Consider the following 20,461-nt stretch of genomic DNA (forward strand, 5'->3'; position numbering starts at 1 on the left):
TGTTCCCCCCCCGCGGGGGGCGGGCGCGGGCGCTGGGCGGGGGCCCCCCCCCCGTCGGCGTTCCAGGGCCGGAGCCGTTCCGGAGCCGGAGCCGTTCGGAAGGCGGGGCCCTTCGGAAGGCGGGGCCGGGGCCGGAGCCGAGGTCAGAGCCGGTGCGTCCGTGGTTGTCAGTGCCGTGCCCCACAATGGACGGCGGCGTGACAGAAGCCGAGGGCACGGCGGGCACGGGCACGAGGGAAGAACACGAGGGAAGAAGGGGGCGCTGGCGGACATGGCGGTCTGGGACGACGTGGTCGGCCAGGAGCGGGTGACGGAGCAGTTGAGCGCCGCGGCCCGCGATGCCGACGCCTTTGTCACGGCCGAGGCCAGGGAGAAGGGCTCGGCAGTGCTCTCCGGCTCGTCCATGACCCACGCCTGGCTCTTCACCGGACCGCCCGGCTCCGGCCGCGCCGCCGCGGCCCGCGCCTTCGCCGCGGCCCTCCAGTGCGTGAGCCCGGACCGCGCGCTGGGCGGGCAGCCGGGGTGCGGGTTCTGCGAGGCGTGCCACACGACGATGGTGGGCACTCACGCCGACGTCGAGATCATCCGCACCGATCTGCTGACCATCGGCGTCAAGGAGACCCGGGACCTGGTGCGCAGCGCGCAGATGTCACCGGCGGGCGGACGCTGGCAGGTCATCGTCCTGGAGGACGCCGACCGCCTCACGGAGGGCGCGGGCAACGTCCTGCTCAAGGCCGTGGAGGAGCCCGCTCCGCGCACGGTCTGGCTGCTCTGCGCGCCCTCGACGGAGGACGTGCTGCCCACGATCCGCTCCCGCTGCCGCCACCTCTCCCTCCGTACGCCCCCGGTGGAAGCCGTCGCCGACGTGCTGATGCGGCGCGACGGCATCGAGCCGGACATGGCGGCGTACGCGGCCCGCGCCACCCAGGGCCACATCGGCCACGCCCGCCGCCTCGCCACGGACCCCCGCGCGCGGACGCGCAGGGAGGCCGTGCTGAAGCTGCCCGCGCGCGTGGACGACGTGGGCGGCGCGCTGAAGGCCGCCCAGGAGCTGATCGACGCGGCGGCTGAGGACGCGAAGGAAGTCGCTGAGGAACTGGACTCCAAGGAGACCGAGGCGCTGCGCGCCGCGCTCGGCGGGGCCGAGGGCAAGCGGATGCCGCGCGGCACGGCCGGGGCGATGAAGGAGCTGGAGGACAAGCAGAAGCGCCGAGCCACCCGCACCCAGCGCGATTCGCTCGACCTCGCGCTGACGGACCTCACCAGCTTCTACCGCGATGTGCTGGCCCAGCAGCTCGGCTCCGACGTCGCCCTCGCCAACGCCGAGGTCCGCGACGTCGTGACGCGCCTCGCCTCCTCCTCACGCCCCGAGCAGACGCTGCGCCGGATAGAAGCGGTGCTGGAGTGCCGTCGCGCGCTGGACCGCAATGTGGCGCCGTTGCTGGCCGTCGAGTCGATGGCGATGGCACTGCGCGCGGGCTGAGCCCGTACCCCTGGCCTTTTTCGCCGCCCGCGCCCGCTCACTCGTACGGGCCGGGAGCCGCGCATGTCCCGCGCCTGCCCGGATACGCTCCCCTGACGTGCCGAAAACCGAGGGATGGGTTCATGGACTCCAGGCGTCGTCTGCTCCTCCGCACCTCCTGTGCCGCGATCGTGGCAGCCACGCTGCTGGTGTCGGGCTGCTCGTCGGGGGGCTCGGACACGGAGGACCAGGGTGAGAAGTCCGCGAGCCCGGACAAGAGCCAGGGCCAGGGCCGTGAGGCGATCGGCGACGCGGGCGCCAAGCCGCTCGAACCGCTGCCGCGCGCGGTGCCCGAGGAACTGAAGCCGTACTACGAGCAGAAGCTCTCGTGGCGGAGCTGCGGCGTCCAGGGTTTCGAGTGCGCCACGATGAAGGCGCCGCTGGACTACGACAAGCCCGGCTCCGGTACGGACCTCAAGCTCGCGGTCGCCCGTAAGAAGGCGTCGGGAAGCGGCGAGAAGACCGGTTCGCTGATGGTCAACCCGGGCGGCCCCGGCGGCTCGGCCATCGAGTACGTGCAGCAGGCCGCCGGGATCGGCTATCCGGCGCAGGTGCGCGACCGCTACGACATCGTCGGCATGGACCCGCGCGGCGTCGCCCGCAGCGAGCCGGTGAAGTGCCTGGACGACAAGCGGATGGACCGCTACACCCAGGTCGACCAGACGCCGGACGACCAGAAGGAGAAGGACGCGCTGGTCAAGGCGTACAAGGACTTCGCGGCGAGCTGCGAGAAGGAGTCCGGCGACATCCTCGGCCATGTCTCGACCGTTGAGGCCGCACGCGACATGGATGTCCTGCGCGGGGTGCTGGGCGACAAGAAGCTGCACTACGTAGGGGCCTCGTACGGCACGTTCCTCGGCGCCACCTACGCCGGCCTCTACCCGCAGAACTCCGGCCGCCTGGTCCTCGACGGCGCCATGGACCCCTCCCTGTCGATGCTGCGGGTCAACCGCGACCAGACGGGGGGCTTCGAGACGGCGTTCCAGGCGTTCGCGAAGGACTGCGTGCGGCAGTCCGGCTGTCCCCTGGGCAGCGGGAGCGTCGAGGACGCGAGCAAGCGGATGAGCGCCCTCTTCGAGAAGCTGGACGCGAAACCCGCTCGAACGGGGGAGTCCCGCAAGCTCACCGAGTCCCTGGCGACGACCGGTGTCATCCGCGCGATGTACGACGAGGGCTCCTGGCCCAGGCTGCGCGACGCGCTCAAGCAGGCGGTGAAGGGGGACGGGGCGCAACTGCTGGGCCTGGCCGACGAGTACTACGAGCGCGACCCGGACGGCTCCTACGGCAACATCATGTTCGCCAACCCCGCCGTCAACTGCCTCGACCTCCCGGCGGCCTTCTCCGGCCCGGAGGACGTCGAGAAGGCCGTGCCGGACTTCGAGAAGGCGTCTCCCGTCTTCGGGCGGGGCTTCGCGTGGGCGGCGCTGAACTGCGGCTACTGGAAGCAGCAGCCCACCGGCGAGCCCCACCGCATCACGGCCGAGGGCGCCGACCCGATCCTGGTCGTCGGCACGACCCGCGACCCGGCCACCCCGTACGCCTGGTCCCAGGGCCTCGCGGCCCAGCTCTCCCCGGCCCACCTCCTCACCTACGACGGCGACGGCCACACCGCCTACCTCCGCGGCGGCCAATGCGTCGACGACAAGGTCAACACCTACCTCCTCACGGGCAAGGCTCCGTCGGACGGCACGAAGTGCGGGGCGGGGGAGTGAGGGGCTGAGCCCCGGTGCGGTGTGGTGGGGCCCGACCCTGGCGAGGGGCCCTGGTGAGGGGCCTGCCACCGGCTCCGGCACCCCGTTCGGAGCACCCCTGGAAACTGTGTAGACTTATCAGCGCTGCGGCTGCCACGCTGGTCGCCCGCGGCGCTGCCGCCTTAGCTCAGTCGGCCAGAGCGACGCACTCGTAATGCGTAGGTCAAGGGTTCGATTCCCTTAGGCGGCTCCACTGGGACCCCAGGTCAGAAGCTCCTGACCTGGGGTTTTCCGCGTCAGCGGACGCGACGGCGGCGCCGTGCCCGTTCGCTGCGGCTCTGCCCGGTCTCATTCTTGGTCTCAGACGTGGCCCGGGGCGGCGGGAAGAAGGCGTCCCCCATTCGCTGCATGGCCTCCTTCGACAGCTCTGAGCGTCCCTTGACGTACCGCCTCGTCTGGCTGATCTGGGTGTGCCGAAGAATCTCCATGATCGTGGGCATGTCCACCCCCAGCTCGTTGAGGATCGTGCCCGCTGTGTGGCGGCTCCCGTCGTAGAGTCGGCGGTCGCTGATGCCCGCTTCGGCCAGAAGCTCCTTGAACTCCTCGTAGTCGGCGCGAGGGTCGAGGGGCCGTCCGTCGGGCCGGGCGAACACGACGTCGTGCTCCTCCCACAGCTCCCCGGCCGCCTCGCGTGCCTCCTGCTGCGCCTCTCGGTGGGCGAGCAGGTGCGGGATGAACGGGGGTGGGATCGGCACCGGCTCCTGGCTCTTCTTCGTCTTGGGCCGGGTGAAGGCGAGCCCACCGCCCTTGCGCTCCGGGCAGACGCTCGCGTGGCGGGTGCAGCCCTTCGGGCACGGCGGGGGACAGCCACGTGTGTAGTGCTTGTGGACCGCGCACGGCTGGGCGCAGGGCTCGAACCGGTGCAGCCGGGCTCCGCAGGCGTGGGGGTCGGCGCAACCGTGCTTCCACTTGAGCCGCTGGAGTTGCCACCGAGGGTGGAACAGCTCAGCTTCGAGGTCCACGTACGTCCAACGCAGGCCAAGGCTCTCGCCTTGGCGGAACCCCACACCCACGCCGACAAGCCAGCGCATGAAGGTCGGTCGCTTCGCGGCGGCCAGCAGGAACGCCTTGGCCTCCGCCCTGGTGAAGGGGTTCGCCTCCGTCTCATCGACGGACGGCGGGTCCACCAGCGTCGCGACGTTCTCGGAGACGATGCGGCGGCGGTGCGCGATCTTCAGGGCGCGCGACAGGATGCGGTGCACTTTGAGCACGTGGGAGGGTGCGTGCCCTTCTTCGAGCATGTCGGCGTACAGCCGCTCCAGGTGCTCTGGCGCCAGCTTGTCGAGCCGGTGCTGACCGAGGCCGGGGACGATGTCGTTGCGGGTCTTCGACCAGTAGTCGTCAAGGGATCGCGGCTTGAGCTTCAGGCTCGCGATGGTGGTCAGGTAGGTGGTCATCCACTGCTCAACGGTCGGCTTGCGCCCGGCCTTCGGAGCCCGGCCCTCGTCCCGCAGCCGCTCCAGCTCCTGCACCTTGCGCTTGACTTCCGGCTCCGTCTTCGCCCGACGGTGCCGCCGGTCCGGGCTCCCGTCGTTCTTCACGCCCATCGTGACGCGGCCGTGCCACCATCCGTCACTGCCCAGGTAGATGGACGATTCCATGTTCGGCTTGCGGGGACTCACGGTTCCTCCAGGCAGAGAGGCGCCCCCGGAACAGTGTCCGGGGGCGCCTCGAATGTGCTTCGGTCAGTGGGACTGCGGGGCGAGCTGCGCCACGTACTGTTCCAGCGCGGTGCGCTTGATGCGGCGGCATCGGCGGCTCAGTTCGACGTACTCCAGCTCTCCGGCCGCCATCAGCTCGTAGACGAAGGAGCGGCCGATGCTCAGAACCTCGGCTGCGTCTTCCGGCTTGTAGAGCAGGCGGTCAACGGATGCGGTCACGGTGGCGCTCATCGGGATGTGCCTCCTTGGCCGGTGGAACGGGGCTGTGTCCTAGGTGTGGATTTCTGCGTCATTGCGTCATCAGCGTCATGCGGGTCTCTGACCTGCTGCTTTGCGTGACGCAGTGGTCTGGGTGTGCGTCATTGCAGCGTCATGGGGTGCGTCATGGGATGACGCGGATGACGCGGATGACGCAGGATGACGCAGAGCCCGCCGTCTGCGTCATGGCTGTATCCGCAGGTCACGGGCCGTTTTTCCGTCTCGATGACGCAGATGACGCAGCGTCTTCCCTCTTAGGACAAAAGAGGGGGTGTTCCTGTCTTTGGTGGGGTGCCGCTTCGAGCGTGAAGAAGGAGCCGCTGCGCGGCACGACCCTCGGGCGGCGCACTGGCGCCGAACAGCAAGAAGAGCACCACGGGCGAGGCGTGCTCTTCTTGCTTGTCCGGCCGCGAGTGCGGTTCAGAACATCCGCTTCTGCTCCTGCGGCGGCGTGACTGCCGGGCGGGTCATTTCGAGGTAGCGGCCCTTCATGGTGCGGCCGGAGTCGATGAGGACGCCCCGGGCCGCGAGGGTGGGCTGAAGGCGCTTGAGCCGGTCTGAGAGGACCTTGCCCGTGGTCGGCCAACCTTTGGGCAGGGGACGCAGTTCCTCGCCGCTGTAGAGGTGGCTGAGGCAGTGCAGCCACTCGGTGGACGTCATCCGCTGCTGTTCGCCCGCCGTGAGGCTCTCGGCGTGCTGAAGGACGGTCTGCGCGAGGAGATCCCCCTCGATCACGTCATCGTTGAGGTCATCCAGGCTGGCCCGGTAGGCGGCCAGCGCCCCGAAACCGGTCGCGGCGTCCAGTTGCGCGCACAGGTGCGCGAAGTCGGCCATGCGCAGGTCGGTGGGGGTCTCGGCTTCGGTCGCGCGGACCTTGACCGTGAGGTCGAGAAGGGACCCGAGGACCACGGGCAGGACTTCCGCGTACTCCTCCCACAGTTCCGCTTCGGTGCGCCTCACGCGGGGCCTCTCCAGGCGCAGGGGAAGGAGGCGTTCGGCGAGGTCGGGCCGGATGACGCCGACGTCGATGCCGGTCAGGAGCAGGGGGCGCCGGTAGCGGGAGCGGACCACGTCGCCATCGGTGAACAGGGCGCGCTTGACGTTCTCCGCTCCGGTGACGATGCAGCACATGGCGTCGGACATGTCCGGGGTGAGGTGCGAGAGGTTGTCCAGCGCGGTGACCCACCCGGCCGCCACCGCCGTGACCAGGTTCTCTTCGTCCTTGGGGGCGCGGCGCAGGTCGCCGCTCATGCCCTCGATGATGCGCACGAGCATCCGCCCGGCGGTGGACTTGCCCGCGCCCTGGGGGCCGGTGAGGAAGGGCGCGGGGACGGGCACGGACGGTTCCAGGCAGCCAATGAGCCAGGCGAGCGTCAGGCACTCGGTCTCTGCGGTGGCGAAGTTGGTCAGCCGCAAGAGTGCGTCGATGCCCTTGCCGTCCGTGTCGCGGGCGGGCAGGGGGAGTTCTCCGGTGAGCTGGGTGCGCCGCCAGCACACCTCAGCAGGGTCGGGGGTGAGGATGTCCCAGCCGTTGGGGTGGATACGCACGGACTGTCCGTCCGCGCGACCCAGGTCCAGCCACGTGGCCCCGTCGAAGCCGGGGGCGACGCGGATATGGGTGGGCTGTACGTCCTCGGTGAGCGCGAGTGCTTCGATCAAGTCCAGCGCCTCCTTGAGCGCGGTGCCGTTGAACACGCCGATGCCGTCGCGGAAGAGTCCGACCATGAGTTCCTGCCGGTGGCTGCCCGTGGTCCCCTGGGAGCGGATCGGGCGGGCCACGGGGTGGCCGTTCTTCTGCGCGTACACGGTGCCGTCGGCGGTGCGGAAGTAGCGGAAGTGGGCTTGGGCGTAGTCGGTGATGACCTCGCGGCCCGGAGTCTTTTCCTCGTCCGACATGGCTACATCCCCAGGGCCGTGCGGGCGTTGGTCCACGCGTCCGTGCAGTGCCGGGCCGTCTCCCCCTTGGCCTGCGCGGCCGTGAACAACCGCGCCACGTGCGCGTCGGTGAGGCAGCCGCACCGCCCGTGCGTGGCCAGCACCGCGAGGAACGTGCGGTAGACGGTCGCGTGGACCGCGCTGCGGGCCTCGCTGATGCGCTGCTCCGCCATCGTGATGCCGCGTTCCAGGTAGGCGGGGGTGCGGTGACGGCACTCCCCGCCCCCACCCCCGGCGGGCACGCTGACGGCGCACGGCATGGGCCGGGCCGGAGACGGTTCCTTCACGGCCAGCGCGCGCACCACCTCCGGCAGCGCCGCGAGGGTGCCGGTACCGGGCCCGAGCCAGCGGGCGTAGGCCATCGTGGACTTGATGTCCACGCCCGGCCTCACCGCGTTCACCGACCGCATCGCGCCCCGGTAGATCCAATGCTCACCCCGCGTCGTCGGCACGGTGCGCGTCGCGGGCAGGGTGGTGCGAGCCCAGGCGACCGCGTCGGCGTCGTCCAGGTCCACGACGGTCAGCCCGGCCCCGCCCGGGTGGTAGGCGACGGCCGCCGCCTCACGCCACGCGCGGCGCCAGGGGCCGGAGCGGATGACGTCCGGGTCGATGGTGGCAGCGGCCCAGCCGTGGCAGGGGGCCGGGCAGGCGCAGGGGCCTGCCATCTTCATGTTCGGCCGACCACCGCACGCGTTCGCGGTGCACGCACGGCAGTTGCCGAACGGCACCTTCCCGGCCCGCAACGGCAGCACAGGGACACCGGACGCCGCGAGTTCCAACGCGGTGCTCAGGGCGGCGCTCAGCAGACGCGGCCTGTTCCGCGCTCGCCGGATGTCGGTGGGTTGGGTCATGCTGGGAGACCTCCACTGTTGAGTTGGTGGTGAGAGGGCGGCCCCGGTTCTTTGGCGAGATAGGGGGCCGCCCTCGGCTGTGCCAGGGTCAGGCAGTGCCCGTCGTGCCGCCGTTGTCGTCCGGGGCGGGGCGGTGGTCGGCGGTGAGATAGAGGCGGACCCGCATGCCGTCGCGGGTGGGCATCTGGCGGGCCGTGCCGGTGGTGAAGGCGTCGGCCAGGGCGTCGCGTACGCGGTCGGTGTCGCCCCGGTCGCAGATGACGCGGATCTCGAACGTCATCAGTCCTGCCCTCCGGTGGCCTCGGGGGCGAGGTGCAGGGGCCATGCGGGGTTGACCACGGCCGTGGGGTCGGTGCGCCGAAGATGCTGTTGCAACCCGGTGGCCTGTTCGCGGGCCCATTCCTGCTGTCGCAGGTGGAGTTCGGCGAGCGGGAGGGCGGCAAGCTGGGAGTGAACGCGGGGCAGGCGCCAGGCCAGCCGCGCGGCGGCGAGCGCGTCTTCGACGGCGACGTTGGGGCCGTCGTGCCGGACGCGGTAGTGCTCGCACAGCGCGGGCAGGGTGCGGCGCCCGCGCCGGTAGCGCTCGGCCTGCTTGTCGAGAACGGCGGGGTCGATGACCGGCGCCACCTCATCGGGGAAGGCGGCGCCGTGGCGGGCAGCTTCCCGGGCGAGGACCGTGAGCGCGTACGGGGCCCGGAAGACGACCAGCGGCCACCCCGCCGACAGCGCCTCGGACAGCTTGGCGGTGACCTCGGGGAGCGCTTCGGCCGGGGCCCGGCCATCGGCACGGGCTTGCTCGGTGGTGATGCCGTGGATCGCGGCGGCGTCGGCGGGGATCTCGATGCCGGGGTCCAGCAGCCACGCGGTGGTGGGCGCTTGGCTTCCAGCGCCCACGGTGGCGATGGCGGCGGACACGATCCGGGCCGTCTCGGGGTCGGTACCGGTGGTCTCCACATCCAGCGCGAGCATCGGCCCCTCACCCCAACTCGGGGCGTCCGGGACGGTAGTGGGTTCAGTCATGCTGGAGACCTCCATCAGGTCTGTTGAGGACTGAAGTGCGGGCGGCCCCGGTTCTTTGGCGAGATGAGGGGCCGCCCTCGTCGTGCGGCGGGCGGGTGGGTGGGTCAGTGGCCGTTGATGGCGTTGGTGACGGCGTTGGTGAGGTCGGTGATGGTGTGGCGGGCGTCGGTGGAGGCGAGGTAGAAGCCGAAGAGGACGGCCACGAGGGCGGCGCCGATACCGAGGGACTTGAAGCGCAGCAGCAGGGCGAGGATCAGTCCGAGGATGAGGACGAGGGAGAGGGTTACTGCCACGGCGGGGTCTCCTTGGCGGGGGTGGTGGGGCGGGTGCCGTCGGCGTGGAGGCGGCGGGTGGTGTTGGCCAGGCGGGGGCCGATGCGCAGGCGGTAGCGGCGGCCCTTGCAGCGGCGGCACAGCTTCATGCTGCGGCGCCGGGTGTTGCGCAGGCCGGTTCCGGAGCAGGTGCGGCAGACCGCGAACGGCCGCGCCGCGCACAACGCTGCGTAACCGGCGAGGGTGGCCAGGATGAGGGCGGTACTAGCGAGCAGCACGAGGGGTCCGATCCCTTCACACGCGGGTTTGCGGGGGTTGCGGCAGGTGGGCCGCTAGACGCTAGATCGCTGATCACAGTGGTTATGGGCTGCTAGCGGGGCTGCTAGACCTAGCAGCGGCGGCTGCTAGGTCTAGCAGCGCTGCGCGGCTCAGGCCGCGTCCCGGTCGGCGTCACGGCGCGTGACGGCGGCGGTGATATCGGCGCGGTCGATGCCACGCCGGTTCCTGCCCTCGCCGTCGTCGGTGGTGCCCCACACCTGGCCGGGCTTGATACCCCACGGCTTCAAAGCCGCGGTGACGTTCTCGCCCTTCCAGCCGGTGTAGGTCTCGGGCCGGTGCGCGGCCAGGCGGGCGGCGATCCGCTCACACCACGCGGCCTTCTCCGTGGCGGGGAAGACGGCGAGGACATCGGTGAGGATGTCCGCCGCTTCGGTCTCCTTGGGGCCCTGGCCCACCGCGTGGCCGGTGACGTTGCCGTACTCCTCACGCAGCTTGCGGGCGCAGGCGGCGACCTGTTCGGCCGCGACCGCGTCCACGAACGCGGACGCGACGATGCGCGGGTCATCCCCCTCACCCGCCATCCAGCAAATCCCCCGGTCCGAGCGCGAGAACATCGTGGCCCGGTACCCCGCCTTGTACATGCTGGTGCCCAGCACCATGTCGTTGGCGGGCTGGCCCATCACCTTCAGGCAGAAGCGCAGCACGGCGTTGGCGCTGATGCCGGTGGGCAGGGACTTCGCGTCCGGGCGCTGGGTGCCGAAGAGCGTCACGATCCCCAGCGCGGGGCCCCGCTTGACGAGGTCGGTGCAGATCGCTTCGATCTCCTTGCCGTGCTCCTCGTGCTCGAAGGGCACCTGGCACTCATCGAACCCGGCCACGATCGGATGCAGCCCGAGCCGCTTGTCACTGGCCAGCTCTGCGGTGACCTTCGATTCCGGGCAGCGTGAGCGCGGCAGGCCCTTGATGACCTTCGCCCGGCGGCGCAGTTCGTCCTTCAGCTCGCGCAGGGCGTGCAGGACGTAGGTGATGTCCTCATCCTCCTCACCCGCCCGGTAGCGGTGACACACCGGCTCCAGGGCGCCGAAGTCACCGGTGCCCTTGAAGTCGAACGCGTGCAGTTCCGCCCGGGGGTCGAGGGCGGCGATCAGCAGGAACAGCCGCATCAGGAAGGTCTTGCCCATGCGGGGGATGGAGCCGACGACCACGGCGGCGAACATCAGCGTCACCGCCACATCCCGCATGCGCTGGTCGTTGCCGAACACGACGGGCTTGAACAGGTCCACCTGCCCGGACTTGGCCAGCGGCCACGCGGGCTTGGTGGTCTCGTTCATCGGCTTGTCCCCCACCCACAACACCAGCCGTCCTTCGTGCTCGGAGGGGTCAGGGGAGGGCCACACGCAGCCGACCTTGCGCCGCAACCCGGAGGCCAGGGGCTTGCGGGCCTCCATGATGTCCTCGGGGGTCACGCCGTAGGGCAGGTCCAGATCGGCGCGGTAGCCGGGCCCGTCGCGGGTGATCTCGCTGGTGAAGCGCAGCCCGTTCATCTCCCCGCCCTTCTTGATGGCAGCGGAGATCTTCGCGTTGCCGATGGAGTCCAGCCCACGCAGCACGATCGTCCCGGTGAGCTTCTGCACCTCGGTCTTCAGCACGGCGGGGCCGACCACGGGCGCGTCGGGCTGCTGTCCGGCCCAGCCCAGCAGCAGCACCCCGCCTGCGGCGAACGCGTAGAGGAAAGCGGGCGCGACGACGTAGAGCCACAGGGCGAAGCCGGTACCGAAGACGGCGGCGACCAGGGTCACCAGGCCCCGCAGCCGCACCCGCCCCGCGCGCAGCCGGGACAGGCGCATGTACTCCTCAACGTCCTCGTTGCGCACCGCGAAGGAGCGCAGCGGGGCCGCCTCGGAATCCCACACCCACCGCCCGGTGGAGGCCACCAGGCGGCAGGCGCCGCGCGGGGCCATCCCCGCCAGCCGGACGCCATACACCGGCAGCCGCGCCCCGTGATACATCGACGCGTAGCCGAGGTTGGCCCCGGCATGCCGGGCGGTGGCGAGGAAGTCACGCCGGTTGGTCAGCCACCCGGCCAGCACCGGACGGCGCTTCTCGACGCTCACCTTCGGTTCGGGAAGCGCCGGGTTGTCCACCGGAACCGGCGCGGCGGGGGACTCGTCCGGATCGGGTACGGCCCGCAGGTGCGCGGACCCGTCAGACTCGGTCATGCTGGTTCTCTCCTGTCTGCTCACGAGTGGGGTGGACTGGGGCCCGCGACGGCCGACGAAGCTGGCAGGCCAAGGGCGGCCGTCGCGGGGCGCAGCTACCGGCGGGCGCGCTCAACGGCGCGCAGGTGCTTCTCAGCGGCCTTGCGCTTCTCGCGGGCCTTGGCGCGCTCGGGGCCGCGCGGGGTGGTGCGCTCAGCGACCGTCGCGGCGGCCACCTCCTTCCGCGCAGCGCTCAGAGCTGCCGCGTGGGCGTCGGCCTCAGCGCGGGCACGGTCTTCGGCACGGCGGTCGATCGCGTCGATCTGCCGCTCAACGCGGCTGATGTCGCCCGCCGACTGCTTGGCGCCCTTGACCAGCAGCCCAGCGCGAGTCAGCTTCTCGGATCGGGTGTAGATGCGGTCAGCCATTCCAGTCCTCCAAGGTCAGGCGGTCTTGGGTACGAGGGAGGGGCAGCCGTTCCTCATGCGTGCCACGCACGCCGGGCAGTCCTCACGCCGCGCCAGGTGGCGGTGCGCCTCGCGGTTGTGCGCGTGGTACCAGCACTGCGGGCACTCACCCGGCGGCGCCCCGGCCTGGGCACTCACCGCCTCACCCCTGCCGCAGACTGCGGCCACACGGCGGCGATGATGTCGGCGTGATCGAACGCCAGATCAGGCAAGGAGTCGAGGGGCCACCAGCGTGCTTCCTTGGCGTCGTCCCCGGCCTTGACCTGGATGCAGACGGGGACGCGGGTGCTGTAGGCGACGGTGATGTACCGGCCGCGAGGGTCCCGGCCCGGGGCATCGAACACCCCGACCTGCCGCAACCGGGCCGCGTCGATGCGGAGGCCGGTCTCCTCGAACAGTTCGCGGGCCGCCGCACTGCGGCTGGTCTCCCCCGCATCCACGTGGCCCCCGGGCAGGGCCCAGCACCCCGCGTAGGGGTCCCAGCCCCGCTCGATGAGCAGGATGCGGCCGTCCGGCGTGGTGGCCAGCACGTCAGCGGTGTAGCGGATGACCTCGAAGGTCTCCACCTGATGCGTGGTCATGTGCGCGTCCTCTCCCACGGCAAGGGCCATCCGGCCCCACCACGCCCGCCAGCCCTGAGGGGCTGGTTGGCGCGGAAGGACCGGTCAGCCCTTGCCGTGGGTGAAGCCGTCCCACACCGAACGCAGCACGAGAACGCAGATAGTCAGGGACACGGCGCCGATCGCGAACGCGACCATGGAGACCGAGAGGGCGACGGCCAGGAAGCTGCCGCCGATCCCGATCCCGATCCACTTCGCCGCACCCCCACCGCCCTGCGGGGCGGGGGCGGGCGGGTAGTGCGGGTGGGCGCAGGCAGGCGGGGCCGGGCGGTCGTAGCAGCCGCACCCGGCCTCATGCCGGTGAACAGGAATGTCCATGGGAGTCCTCCAACGAGACGCAAGCGGCGCGGCCTCAGGCCGCCGCACGCTGGTCTTCGGGGTAGGCGCACGGCACACACATGCCGAGCTGAGAAGGGATGACATAGCCCGCATCCCGCCCGCACTGCGGGCAGACGCGGCGGGCGGCGTTGGCCTTGGCCAACGCCGCCCACTTCGCCGGAGTCATCGGCCGGACCGGCTTCGCCAGCTCGACGCGGTAGAGGTAGGCGACCAGCGGCGACCGACGACGCCGGGGCCGCCGCACCTCGGCAGCCACCGGCTGACCCCCGGGCCGCAAGCCCTGGGCGCGCAGTTGGCGAAGGGTGGCGTAGCCGTCCGGGGCGAGACGCCACCGGAAGACGGGCAGCGTCCCGTTCATGCCGCCACGCTCAGCGCCTCACGACGAGGACTGCCGGGCGCCAGCGCCGCGAACGCCGCCTCAACCTCCGGCTCTTCGAGCTGGTGACGCTGCTCAGCCGCCCGGCCCTCCCGCTCCGCGCGCAGGGCCGTGCGCAGCATCCGAGCGCGGGCCGGTGAGGTGTGAACCGCCTTGCGGATGCCCTCAGCAGTCAGCGCCGCGTCCGTCCAGTCGACCGTTGCCGACCGCGCCTCAGCCAAGAGCTGGGCTGGGGTGCGCGTGGGCCGCGTTGGTCGGGCGGCGGCCGGGACACGACCGGTCGCCCGACGCGGCGGGGTCGATTCCGCCGCGACCGATCCCCGCCCGATCGGCAACGCCACCGTGGCAGGGACCGGCTTGAGGGCAAGGGTCGACTTCAGGTGCCCGACCGGCGCGGGGTCGGGCATCCCCACCCTGTGCAGATCCACCGGCGCCGGGGTCGATTCCCCCTGCTCAGCCGTAGACCGGTTCGAGAGAGAATCAGCAGATTCCACCTGGTTTGCGGTCGGGGTGAACATGACTGACAGGGCGGCGTCGGCGCCGGTCGTGACCCGTTCGCGCTGCACCTCCAGCAGCCGCCCGGCAAGGGAGTCATCCCCCGACCCGACCTTGCGGGCCAGTCGCCACGAGCGCCGATCCGATCGCTTGCGGGCGCCCTTGGCGGGGTGGTTGGCGGCGCGGGCCCGGTGATAGGCCAGTGCGCGGACGGTCGCGGCGGCGCGTGCTTCGGCCTCAGCGTCCCGCCCGTCGAGGTGGACGACGATCCGCCGGGCCAGGAAGGCCATGCCCTCGGCCGCCACGGTCATGCCCATGGGGGTGACGGCGTAGATGACGGCCTGTCCCGCCTCGTCGGCGGCGGTGACGGCCATGGCGGACGCTGCGGCGGGCAGCGCCCACAGCCCCACCCGGATCACGAGGGGTGAGGACTGTCCGAGCATGGTCAGCCCGAGCAGTACGAGGGCGAGCACGGCGGTCGCGCCCTCACCGGCGGCGACGGCGCCCGCCGCCGTTCCGGCCCCGTAGGCGGCGCTGATGTTGCTGTAGGTGCCGATCCCACCGCCGATACCGGTGGCGAGCATCGGCCCGAAAGCCAGCGCGAGCACGGCCTTCTGGGTCTTCGTCAGCGGCCTGCGTGCACTCATGCCGCACCTCCCGCGTCCGTGTTCAGCAGGGTGAGCAGGTAGTGGGCCAGGGCGGGGGTGCCGACTTCGAGGTACGGCCACGGGCAGCAGTCGTAGACGCCCTCCTCGTCCCGCACCTCCTCCGGGGTGCCCTCGTACAGGCGGCCGTGGTCGGGGCTCTCACAGACCAGCGCAATGCCGGGCTGGTAGTCCAGGGACACCAGCCGCCAGGCCAGCCGCAGGCCCCGGTCGTTGATGGCGCACAGTTCCGCCACCGCTGCATGCCGCGCGGCGGCCACATCGGCGCGGGTCATGCCGCACCCCCCGCCCCGGCCACGAGGTTGGCCGCAGCGGCGCGGGCGTCCAGCAAACGTTCAAGGGCGCGGCGCAGACGCCGCATGTCCAGCTCATTGGGGACGCGGTCAAAGGCGATGATCTGCGCGTCCAGCAGCTCCACCTCAGCGTCGATGACGGGCCACTCAGCCTCGATGGCATCCAGCTCAGCGGCCGTGGGTTCCATCCACGGAGCGAAGGCCGTAACAGCCTCCTGAACAGTCACGATGTGATTCACGGGTCGTACTCCTCTTGATCGGTGGGGCGGCCCTACAGCGCCCCCGGAGTGCCAGCTCCGGGGGCGCGCGCCGTGAAGGGGGTGGGGTCAGCGGTGCTTGCTGTCGTCGGCCTCGGTGCCGCCCGCACTGTGCGGGGGCTGGTCGGGGCCGGTGTAGATCTGCTGGCCGGTGCCCACGTGCGTGGGCTCGGTGACCTGGTCGATGACCACGGCCGCCCGGTTCTTCAACTCATCCAGGCTCATGGGCATGGGGAATCTCCTGCCGATGGTGTGGAGGAACCCGGCCGGTAGCGGCCGGAGCGCGCCCCCGCCGGGAGTCGAACCCGGCGAAGGCTGTGGAGCAGCCGTTCAGGCAGAGAGACGATCGGCACCGGCCAGCCGCAGCGCGGTGTGCGCCTGCCGGGCCCGCACCCCCGCCACCTCCAGCTCACCGGCGGGAACGTCCCCGATCGCCATCGCGGCATCCACCGCTTCCTGAGCGGTGGCCAACAGGCCCGCATCCCGCGTGACCATGTGCAAGGTGTCGTGAGCGCTGGTGACAGCCGAGCGGGCCGCGTAGCGCGCCTGCCGCGCCTCCGGGGTATCCGGACGGCCCTCACGGCGGTTCTCGATCTTCAAATACTGCTGTTCGCGGTGGCGGACGATCGCGGCCAGCAAGGCCGGGATCGCTGCGGCCAGCGCTTCACGCTGCCGCTCCACCGCCGCCTCACGGACCGTGCGGGCCGTGGTCACGTGCTGCATGACCCCGGCCACCACCGCCCCGGCGAGCGTGCCGACAACGGCGATGATGCTTGCCCACATGCAGTTCTCCCTCCTTGTGCGCAAGCGGCCGGGGACAGTCAGCCGAAACGACGGGAGATCCCGCCGTGGTTGTCACCGGAAATGGTGGTGACCTCACCAGTGCGAGTACGGCTGGAGGAACTGCCGGTCTCCTCCGCAGCCGTGCCGCTCCCCTGGCGGGCGGTGTCGGGGCCGGAGATGTCGCCGTGGACATCGCGGGCCTGGACGACGCTGCCGGTCACGTCGCCCCGGATGGTGTTGCGAACGCTGCCCATAAGCACTCCTTGAGTGATCGGGCCGGACTGTCCGGCTCCCCTCACCGCCCGGACCACGCGGGCCGGGCGGATCAGGCAACCGTCGTCAGCGGGCCACGACGGGCTTGTCGATGTCGCGGTGGCGAACGGTGACGCGCAGCCCGTCCGCCCGCAGTCGTGCGGCCAGCTCGCGGGCGAAGGCCGGTGCCCGGTGGCGGCCACCGGCGCAGCCGTCGGCGACGGTCACTGTCCCGGCCGACGGCCCCGAAGCGAACGCGGCCACCGCGTCAGCCGTGGCCGCGACCAGGCCCGTGATACCGGGCGTAGCCAGCACGGCAGCCCGTACCGGCTCGTCATCAGCGGTCATGTGCCGCAGCTCAGGACTCACGTGCGGGTCCCGGAAGTGCTCACGCAGATCGATCGTGAGATGAGCGGCGGGCGGCACAGCGTGCAGATATCCAAACGAAGTGATCTCGACGGCCATAGTGCGTCAGCCCTTGCGGCAGGACGCGGCGTGCCGCCTCGCGTAAGGAGCGAGGACCTTGACCGCATGGCGGGCCTCGGTCGCGTTCTCGACCGCTTCGACCTCGACCACGCGGCTACATGCCTGGCAGGACACAAGCACCTCGTCACCGTCGCGGTAGATGTCAACGGCGAACCCGTTCTTGGTCTTGATACTGGCCATGCAAACCTCCGGATGCCCTGGTCCCCGCACCGGGTGATGCGGGGGCGCGGGCCCCCGGAAGAAGGGGGGCGGCGATCTTTGCCCTTGTCTCACCTGTGCGTGCGAATCGCGTATCCGCCCCGTTGAAGGGGCGGCACGGGAGAAGGTGCGTGCTTGGTCGCACAGGCAGGGCCTACGGCTTGTCGCAGTTGCCTGACCCGGTTGGCCAGAGGACTCACCAGGTGACGCCCCTCCGCAGATCTCTTGCTCGGGAACGTCGGCTAGTCATAGCGCCGGGAAGCTCACTGTTCAGTTCTCAACCAACAACCACTCCGGCAGACCGTGGTCTGACGCCCTCCGAGGAAGGAGCCCACCGGGCGACCTCTAGCGGGATTGCAGCGTCCCCGCCCTCTCCTTGCGCGCCGTGAGCCTGCGGGAAGTCCCGCTCACCTGGTGCGCACCAACAGAATGCATCTGGTGCGCACCAGAGTCAAGCGGTTCGTTCGCCTCACCCGGTGGGTTCGCTCCTTGGCGCACTTCCAGAACACGACGATTCGAGTGGCGCCGGTAGCCAACAGGCCCCCACAGCAGAGCGGTTAAGAGATGCGGTTAACCCCTGACGACCTGCGGCAATGTGCGGCATGCTGGAGGAAGCAGCGCTGACACCTATCGCCGGGAGCAAGGCAGATGGCCAACGGACTGCGGGCCGCACGCGGGGCGCGAGGAATGTCGCAAGAACGACTCATCCACGCCATCGAGGCGTACGCGCGTCAGCACGGGAGCGAGATCGCCGGTACAGCGAGCCTGCGTACCTACGTCTCCGAGTGGGAGAACGACAAGCGCAAGATCAATGACCACTACGCGGGGATTCTGCGGGCGCTCCTGGGCTGCACCGACGAGGAGTTGAGGGGCGAGCAGCTCGCATCGGTGCCCATCCTGCCGCCTTCTGCTGACGGCTATGACGACCTGCTCAGCCGCATCGACTCCGCACGGAGCGTCAGCCAGTCCATGGTCAAGGCGTTCATGGATCAGACGGAGCTGCTGCGGACCATGGACCGTCAACTGGGCGCGGCCAGCCTGGTGGATCAGATGGGCAGCCACCTGGCGACCCTCGAAGAGGCCCTGACGTTTGCGGTACTGCCCGACACGCGTCGTCCCGTCGCGGTCGCGCTGACCGGGGCGGCGACTCTCGCGGCGTGGCAGGCCCTCGACGGCGGCTACGTCGAACGGGCATGGCGCAACTACGAACTGGCGAAGCGCGCCGCGCAGGAAGCGGACGCGCCGATGTACCTCGTCCACGCCATGGGCGAGCAAGCGTACGTCCTCGGAGAGGCCGGGCGGCCCAACGATGCTGTGAAGCTCGTGCGCTACGCACGGGAGGTCGGCGGGGAGCGGCTGTCTCCGCGGCTGCAAGCGTGGCTACACGCAGCCGAAGCGGAGCTGTGCGCGAAGGCCGGTCAGCCGGACGACTGCCGACACGCGATGGACCGGGCCTTCGCCTGCCTCCCCGCTGGCGACGAAGCGCGGGACGAGGACATGCTGAGCATCTTCCTCAACCACGGCCACCTGACGCGGTGGCGCGGCAACGCGCTCGCGCTCCTGGGCGACGACGACGCGGTGGACAGCCTGTACGCCGCGCTCGACTCCGTGGACCCCACGTTCGTCCGGGCGCAGGCGGGGATGCGCTGCGACCTGGCCCACGCGCATCTCGTGCGCGGGGAGCACGGCCAGGCGCGGCAGCACCTCCAGCAGGCCAGGCTTCTGGCGAAGCGTACGGGGTCGGTACGTCACCAGCGGCGCATCGACCTGCTCACTGGTCGGATGTAGGGGCCCCGGCACCGCGGTTGGCCAGCACATGGAGAAGCGCGACGAGGGTCCCCGAACCCATCAGGTCACCACGGCGCATCAGGCCCCGGATGTCGGAGAGCGGGACCCATTCGACGTGGCCGGCCTCTTCGAGGTCAGTCGGTTCGCCGACCCGCGTTGCACCACGACCGACGAAGATGTCATGCGGGGAGTCGACCATGCCGACCATGGGCTGATAGCTGACGACGTGCTCCAACGACTCCGGCCGCCAGCCGGTCTCTTCTTCGACCTCGCGCAGCGCCGTCTCCTGTGCGCTCTCGCCGGGGTCCACGATTCCGCCGGGCAGCTCCCAGCCCCACGCTTGGGGGACGAAGCGATACCGCCAGAGCATCAGCACGCGGTCCTGTTCGTCCAGGACAGCGGCAACGGCCACGTGGTGAAGCCGGACCACGTGGTGTTCGAAGCGCTCGACCCCGGGGGGCTCGACGTCGACCAGGTCGAGGTTCACCCACCGGTTCTCGTAGACACTGCGCTCACCGTGGATCTTCCACGGCTCCAGCCCTTCGGGCGTGGACGTGCTGACGCCTCCGGCGACGCGGTACGAGCTGCGGCCGTGAACCTCTAGGTGCCCCTCGGAGACGAGACGCGCCAGTACCTGCCGCAGAACGGTGCGCCGGACCGGCAGCACCTCTTCGAGCTTCCGCTCACTGGGCAGCTTCTCTCCTGGCTTCAGCTCACCCGATTTGATCCATCCCCGGATCTCGTTGTACGCGGCCGTCGCCTTCGGACCCATTGGCAGAGCACTCTCCCAGTTCATCGGCTGGTACGTGCCAGCGTATCTGTGGGCCGTGGTGTACGGCACCGGCATCTCCCTTGGCCCACCTTGTGCTGGTACAGGTGTATATAGAGGTGTTGTATGAGGTTGCGTGCTGTGCCCCTCTTGGCGCCTTGTGGATCCGAGCTGAGCCTAAGAACGCGACCGCGTAGCGGCCCTGGAGCGAGGAGCCGGGCTGGTCTCGGTTGTGGTCTCGAATGGCACTTGATCCACTGCTATCCATGAACGTCCACTGTCGTATGACATGGCGCCTGGCCTGCGCAGATGGACCTTCCTGGACGTCTGCGGACCATGATCGGACAACTCGTAATGCGTAGGTCAAGGGTTCGATTCCCTTAGGCGGCTCATTTAGGGCCCAGGTCACACTTTGTGTGACCTGGGCTTTTTCGTGTTCCGGTGCCGGGCGGAGGGCCGGCTGTGTGGAACCCGGACAGGGAACCGTCCGTTCCCGGTCTGTTGATCCGAGGCCTTGGTGCCGACCCGTACACGGACTGGGGTGGCGGATGAGCCAGGCAGCACAACTGCAAGACCAGCTCGCGACCGACCTCGCCTGGATGGTGGGGGTCCATCTACGGTCTGCTGGTCGCACCGACATGGGTGTGGTGGGCCTACATGACCGTACGTGCGGGTGGTGCTGTGGAGGCGACGTCGCCGTGGTGCCCCACGCGCACTCGGAGGCCGGCGGCCCCGGCTGGAGGAGGCCATGGCAGAGTTCCGGCTGCCATAGAGGGTTCCGATGCCTCCCTGTCGAGCCGGCCATGTTGCCATCCAGACTCGAACTTGGGTCCGAACAAGTTCCGTGCCTGGAGCGTCTGCGCAGCGGCCCTGGCGTGCTGTGAACGGCCAACCGTCGCGACCTGAAGGCATTCACCGGCCTCAGC

25 protein-coding genes and 1 tRNA gene are annotated in these 20,461 nt (G+C 70.5%); 4 read left to right on the forward strand and 22 right to left on the reverse strand.

The genetic code is table 11. The features are described 5' to 3' along the window. Positions 1-271 precede the first annotated feature (271 nt). From ACWGJ2_RS37050 to ACWGJ2_RS37060, 3 genes are all read left to right on the forward strand, one after another. Entirely contained in the window at positions 272-1,483 is a 1,212-nt protein-coding gene (locus tag ACWGJ2_RS37050) for a DNA polymerase III subunit delta' (protein ID WP_453350778.1), read from the forward strand. Positions 1,484-1,605: 122 nt separating this feature from the next. Continuing rightward, complete coding sequence (locus tag ACWGJ2_RS37055) at positions 1,606-3,234, forward strand: alpha/beta hydrolase (RefSeq protein ID WP_453350779.1); 1,629 nt, start codon at positions 1,606-1,608, stop codon at positions 3,232-3,234. Positions 3,235-3,389: 155 nt separating this feature from the next. Next, positions 3,390-3,466: transfer RNA gene (locus ACWGJ2_RS37060), tRNA-Thr, on the forward strand. 43 nt (positions 3,467-3,509) lie between these two features. On the opposite strand, the gene ACWGJ2_RS37065 is transcribed toward ACWGJ2_RS37060, so the two are convergent. The 21 genes from ACWGJ2_RS37065 to ACWGJ2_RS37165 form a co-directional block, all read right to left on the reverse strand. After that, on the reverse strand, positions 3,510-4,895 hold the full coding sequence (locus ACWGJ2_RS37065) for a tyrosine-type recombinase/integrase (RefSeq protein ID WP_453350780.1): 1,386 nt from the start codon (positions 4,893-4,895) through the stop codon (positions 3,510-3,512). Between the two features lie 63 nt (positions 4,896-4,958). Beyond that, on the reverse strand, positions 4,959-5,165 hold the full coding sequence (locus ACWGJ2_RS37070) for a helix-turn-helix domain-containing protein (RefSeq protein WP_453350781.1): 207 nt from the start codon (positions 5,163-5,165) through the stop codon (positions 4,959-4,961). Between the two features lie 447 nt (positions 5,166-5,612). Beyond that, on the reverse strand, positions 5,613-7,088 hold the full coding sequence (locus ACWGJ2_RS37075; protein ID WP_453350782.1) for an ATP-binding protein: 1,476 nt from the start codon (positions 7,086-7,088) through the stop codon (positions 5,613-5,615). A gap of 2 nt (positions 7,089-7,090) precedes the next feature. Further along, complete coding sequence (locus ACWGJ2_RS37080) at positions 7,091-7,978, reverse strand: bifunctional DNA primase/polymerase (RefSeq protein ID WP_453350783.1); 888 nt, start codon at positions 7,976-7,978, stop codon at positions 7,091-7,093. Positions 7,979-8,066: 88 nt separating this feature from the next. Then, positions 8,067-8,258, reverse strand: a complete 192-nt coding sequence (locus ACWGJ2_RS37085) for a hypothetical protein (protein WP_453350784.1) — start codon at positions 8,256-8,258, stop codon at positions 8,067-8,069. Further along, a complete protein-coding gene (locus ACWGJ2_RS37090; RefSeq protein ID WP_453350785.1) occupies positions 8,258-8,998 on the reverse strand; it encodes an exonuclease domain-containing protein in 741 nt (246 codons plus the stop codon). The genes ACWGJ2_RS37085 and ACWGJ2_RS37090 overlap by 1 nt, the downstream gene beginning before the upstream one ends. Positions 8,999-9,102: 104 nt before the next feature. Next, complete coding sequence (locus ACWGJ2_RS37095; RefSeq protein ID WP_453350786.1) at positions 9,103-9,291, reverse strand: hypothetical protein; 189 nt, start codon at positions 9,289-9,291, stop codon at positions 9,103-9,105. Beyond that, complete coding sequence (locus ACWGJ2_RS37100; protein ID WP_453350787.1) at positions 9,282-9,548, reverse strand: hypothetical protein; 267 nt, start codon at positions 9,546-9,548, stop codon at positions 9,282-9,284. Before ACWGJ2_RS37100 ends, ACWGJ2_RS37095 begins: the two co-directional genes overlap by 10 nt. A 150-nt stretch (positions 9,549-9,698) precedes the next feature. Next, entirely contained in the window at positions 9,699-11,768 is a 2,070-nt protein-coding gene (locus ACWGJ2_RS37105; RefSeq protein WP_453350788.1) for a cell division protein FtsK, read from the reverse strand. A 95-nt stretch (positions 11,769-11,863) separates the two neighbouring features. Beyond that, positions 11,864-12,175, reverse strand: a complete 312-nt coding sequence (locus tag ACWGJ2_RS37110) for a hypothetical protein (RefSeq protein ID WP_453350789.1) — start codon at positions 12,173-12,175, stop codon at positions 11,864-11,866. A gap of 173 nt (positions 12,176-12,348) precedes the next feature. After that, the gene (locus ACWGJ2_RS37115; protein ID WP_453350790.1) at positions 12,349-12,795 is read right to left on the reverse strand and encodes an NUDIX domain-containing protein; all 447 of its coding nucleotides are present in this window, start codon (positions 12,793-12,795) and stop codon (positions 12,349-12,351) included. Positions 12,796-12,879: 84 nt separating this feature from the next. Beyond that, positions 12,880-13,152 (reverse strand): hypothetical protein, encoded by a 273-nt coding sequence (locus ACWGJ2_RS37120; protein ID WP_453350791.1) that lies wholly within the window; start codon positions 13,150-13,152, stop codon positions 12,880-12,882. A gap of 34 nt (positions 13,153-13,186) precedes the next feature. After that, positions 13,187-13,531 carry an RRQRL motif-containing zinc-binding protein gene (locus tag ACWGJ2_RS37125; protein WP_453350792.1) on the reverse strand — a complete coding sequence of 115 codons (345 nt, stop codon included), beginning with the start codon at positions 13,529-13,531 and terminating at the stop codon, positions 13,187-13,189. Beyond that, positions 13,528-14,691: a conjugal transfer protein gene (locus ACWGJ2_RS37130; protein ID WP_453350793.1), complete on the reverse strand. Its 1,164-nt coding sequence runs from the start codon at positions 14,689-14,691 to the stop codon at positions 13,528-13,530. Before ACWGJ2_RS37130 ends, ACWGJ2_RS37125 begins: the two co-directional genes overlap by 4 nt. Further along, on the reverse strand, positions 14,688-14,984 hold the full coding sequence (locus ACWGJ2_RS37135) for a hypothetical protein (RefSeq protein ID WP_453350794.1): 297 nt from the start codon (positions 14,982-14,984) through the stop codon (positions 14,688-14,690). Before ACWGJ2_RS37135 ends, ACWGJ2_RS37130 begins: the two co-directional genes overlap by 4 nt. After that, entirely contained in the window at positions 14,981-15,241 is a 261-nt protein-coding gene (locus ACWGJ2_RS37140; RefSeq protein ID WP_453350795.1) for a DUF6284 family protein, read from the reverse strand. Before ACWGJ2_RS37140 ends, ACWGJ2_RS37135 begins: the two co-directional genes overlap by 4 nt. A gap of 87 nt (positions 15,242-15,328) precedes the next feature. Continuing rightward, positions 15,329-15,490, reverse strand: coding sequence for a hypothetical protein (locus ACWGJ2_RS37145; RefSeq protein ID WP_453350796.1), 162 nt, complete (start codon positions 15,488-15,490; stop codon positions 15,329-15,331). 99 nt (positions 15,491-15,589) lie between these two features. Then, entirely contained in the window at positions 15,590-16,042 is a 453-nt protein-coding gene (locus tag ACWGJ2_RS37150) for a hypothetical protein (protein ID WP_453350797.1), read from the reverse strand. 38 nt (positions 16,043-16,080) lie between these two features. Beyond that, complete coding sequence (locus tag ACWGJ2_RS37155; RefSeq protein ID WP_453350798.1) at positions 16,081-16,296, reverse strand: hypothetical protein; 216 nt, start codon at positions 16,294-16,296, stop codon at positions 16,081-16,083. An 85-nt stretch (positions 16,297-16,381) separates the two neighbouring features. After that, entirely contained in the window at positions 16,382-16,759 is a 378-nt protein-coding gene (locus tag ACWGJ2_RS37160) for a RapZ C-terminal domain-containing protein (protein ID WP_453350799.1), read from the reverse strand. A gap of 6 nt (positions 16,760-16,765) precedes the next feature. Further along, the gene (locus ACWGJ2_RS37165) at positions 16,766-16,960 is read right to left on the reverse strand and encodes a hypothetical protein (RefSeq protein ID WP_453350800.1); all 195 of its coding nucleotides are present in this window, start codon (positions 16,958-16,960) and stop codon (positions 16,766-16,768) included. Positions 16,961-17,665: 705 nt separating this feature from the next. Between ACWGJ2_RS37165 and ACWGJ2_RS37170 the strand changes: the two genes are divergently transcribed. Further along, entirely contained in the window at positions 17,666-18,766 is a 1,101-nt protein-coding gene (locus ACWGJ2_RS37170; RefSeq protein WP_453350801.1) for an XRE family transcriptional regulator, read from the forward strand. On the opposite strand, the gene ACWGJ2_RS37175 is transcribed toward ACWGJ2_RS37170, so the two are convergent. Then, the gene (locus ACWGJ2_RS37175) at positions 18,750-19,538 is read right to left on the reverse strand and encodes an NUDIX domain-containing protein (RefSeq protein WP_453350802.1); all 789 of its coding nucleotides are present in this window, start codon (positions 19,536-19,538) and stop codon (positions 18,750-18,752) included. The genes ACWGJ2_RS37170 and ACWGJ2_RS37175 overlap by 17 nt on opposite strands. Positions 19,539-20,461 lie beyond the last annotated feature (923 nt).

Source organism: Streptomyces sp. NPDC054796 (assembly GCF_053611545.1).